Raw genomic sequence first — 2,800 nt, forward strand, 5'->3', positions numbered from 1 at the left:
ACACTGGAACTCGCCATCGTCGCGCTGTTGATGGCGCTGGCGATCGGCGGCACGACGGCGATCATCGGGGCGCGCGAACGCGGCACGGCAGTCGAAGCCGGTATCGACATCGCCAGCGGTGCAGCGCTTTCCATTCCCGACTTTTTGTGGGGCCTGGTGCTGATTCTTTTGTTCGGCGTGCTGGTGCCGGTGTTCGACATTTCCGGCCGGGTGTCGCCGCAGCTCGACCTGCCCTTCGTCACCCAGTTCTATCTGTTCGAGAGCATCGTGCGGCTGCGCTTCGACCTGACCAAGGACCTGCTCGGGCACATGCTGATGCCGGCCGTGGCCCTGGCGCTGCCGCTCGCCGCGATCATCTCGCAGCTCCTGAAGCAGTCGTTGAAGGAAGTGCTCGACCTCGATTACGTCGTGCTGGCGCGGGTGAAGGGCTTTTCGGAAACGCAGGTCATTTTGCGTGAGGCGCTGAAGAACGCCGCCCTGCCAACGCTCACTCTGGTCGGCGTGCAGTTCACCTTCCTGATCGGCGGCACGGTCATCGTCGAACGGCTGTTTTCCTATGAAGGCCTCGGCAACATGGCGATCGACGCCGTCATCAACCGCGACCTGCCGCTGATTCAGGGCATCGTGCTGGTCTTCGCGCTGCTGTTCGTGCTGATCAACCTCACCGTCGACATGATGTATGCGCTGCTCAATCCGAGGCTGCGCCATGGATGAGGGCCGCATTTCAAGACATGGCTCGGGCGCAAGGCTGTGGCTGGCCGGCGGCTGGCTGCTGCTGGCTTTGCTTGCCGCGATCTTCGCGCCGCTGATCGCACCGCAGAACCCGCTGGCGCAAGATCTGATGTTCGAACGCCTGCCGCCCTTTTGGATGAGCGGCGCGGAGCCCGGCTTCTGGCTCGGCACCGACAGCCTCGGCCGCGATCTCCTGTCACGGCTGATCTTCGGCGCCCGCATCGCCTTGATCGTCGCCTTCGCGGCGGCCTTGGCCGCCTGCCTGATTGGCTCGACGCTCGGCCTGATAGCAGGCTATTTCGGCGGCTGGGCCGATCGCATCATCTCGCGCATCGTCGACGTCTGGATGGCGTTTCCGCCGGTGCTGTTCGCCATCCTGCTGGTTGCCGTGCTCGGCACCGGTCTGAGCTCGGTCATCATTGCCATCGCCGTCATCGACTGGACGCGCTTCTGCCGGGTGATCCGCGCCGAGACCATGGGCCAGGCGCGCATGGATTATGTCGAGAACGCCCGCATCGCCGGCTATGGCCGCATCGGTATCATGCTGCGCGAAGTGCTGCCCAATGTGGTGCCGTCGATCGTCGCGTTGCTGTCGCTCGAAATGGGCATCGCCGTGATCGTCGAGGCGATCCTGTCCTTCGTCAACCTGTCGATCTCGACCGACGATCCGACCTGGGGAGGCATCATCGCCGAGGGCCGCCTGTCGATCCATCAGGCGTGGTGGGTGCTGGTGTTCCCGCTGGTCACCCTGATCCTGACGGTTCTGTCGTTCAGCCAGTTCGGCGAGGGTCTCAAGGCGCGTTTCGATCCGGTGCTGCGATGAACGCCACGAGACCTTGCCTCGACATTCAGTCCTTGAGCGCCGTGCTGCCGAATGGCGCGCGCGTGCTGCGGTCGGTGTCGCTCTCCGTTCAACCGGGCGAAGTTCGCGCGCTGGTCGGCGAGAGCGGCGCCGGCAAGACGATGATCGGCAAGGCGGTACTCGGCGTGCTGCCACCCAGCGTGCGCGTCGTCGATGGCGATATGCTGCTCGAGGGCGAGGACCTCGGCCGGCTTCAGCCAAAGGCGAGGCGCACGCTGATCGGAGCGCGCACCGCACTGATCCCTCAAGACCCGCTGACCGCGCTCAATCCGTCGCGCCGCATCGGTCCGCAGATGACCGACCGGCTGGTGCGCGTCCTCGGATGGAGTGGGCCGCGAGCCGACGCCCGCATCCGCCAATTGCTCGACGCGGTACAGATCCGCGACCCGGACCGCGTCCTCAAATGCTATCCGCACGAGCTTTCCGGCGGCATGCGCCAGCGCGTGCTGATCGCCGCAGCCTTCGCCGCCGAACCAAGGTTGATCGTCGCCGACGAGCCGACCACGGCGCTGGACGTAACCGTGCAGAAGCAGATTTTGCGGCTGATCGCGCAATTGCAGCGCGAGCACGGCACGGCGATCCTGTTCGTCACCCATGATCTCGGCGTCGTCGCCAAGATCAGCCAGAAAGTGTCGGTCCTCTATGCCGGCAAGGTGATGGAGGAGACCGAGACGGCGGCGCTGTTCGCGGCTCCGCAGCACCCCTACACGCGAGCGTTGATGGCGGCAACCCCGCGCTACACCGATCCGTTCGCCTCGCTGAAACCGGTGGACGAGGCGGTATTGGCCGGACTGGCCTCGGAGATCGCCGCTGCCGACCAGGCCTGGAGGCGGCCGCATGGCTGATCCGCTGTTTTCCGTGCGCGGGCTGAAAGTCGCGTTGCCCGACATGACGCGCAAACCACTGATCGGCCGGGCGCCGATGGCCGAGATCCTCAAAGGGCTTGATTTCGAGCTGCCCAGGGGATCGGTGACCGGCATCGTCGGCGAATCCGGATCCGGCAAATCGACGCTCGGTCGCGCTTTGGTGCGCCTCCTGGAGCCGAGCGCCGGCAGCATCATCTTCGACGGCCGCGATATCACGCATCTGCCGGAGGCGGAGCTCAGGCCGCTGCGCCGCAACCTGCAGATGATCTTCCAGGATCCGATGTCGTCGCTTAATCCGCGCCGCACCATCTTCAGCATTATCGCTGCCCCACTCAGGCAA

Annotated in this window: 4 protein-coding genes; all 4 read left to right on the plus strand. The window is 65.2% G+C overall.

Annotated elements, in window-relative coordinates; genetic code table 11:
• The coding region (locus EOA86_RS29380; RefSeq protein ID WP_164892093.1) for an ABC transporter permease at positions 1 to 714 on the plus strand (714 nt) is incomplete at its 5' end.
• A complete protein-coding gene (locus EOA86_RS29385; RefSeq protein WP_128344861.1) occupies positions 707 to 1,555 on the plus strand; it encodes an ABC transporter permease in 849 nt (282 codons plus the stop codon). The genes EOA86_RS29380 and EOA86_RS29385, both read left to right, overlap by 8 nt.
• On the plus strand, positions 1,552 to 2,439 hold the full coding sequence (locus EOA86_RS29390; RefSeq protein WP_128344863.1) for an ABC transporter ATP-binding protein: 888 nt from the start codon (positions 1,552 to 1,554) through the stop codon (positions 2,437 to 2,439). Before EOA86_RS29385 ends, EOA86_RS29390 begins: the two co-directional genes overlap by 4 nt.
• Positions 2,432 to 2,800 (plus strand): ATP-binding cassette domain-containing protein (locus EOA86_RS29395; protein WP_128344865.1); only part of this gene is annotated, 369 nt, incomplete at its 3' end. The genes EOA86_RS29390 and EOA86_RS29395, both read left to right, overlap by 8 nt.

Origin of the sequence: Mesorhizobium sp. M5C.F.Ca.IN.020.32.2.1 (genome assembly GCF_004023105.1) — a bacterium.
In the GTDB taxonomy this organism is placed as follows: domain Bacteria; phylum Pseudomonadota; class Alphaproteobacteria; order Rhizobiales; family Rhizobiaceae; genus Mesorhizobium; species Mesorhizobium wenxiniae.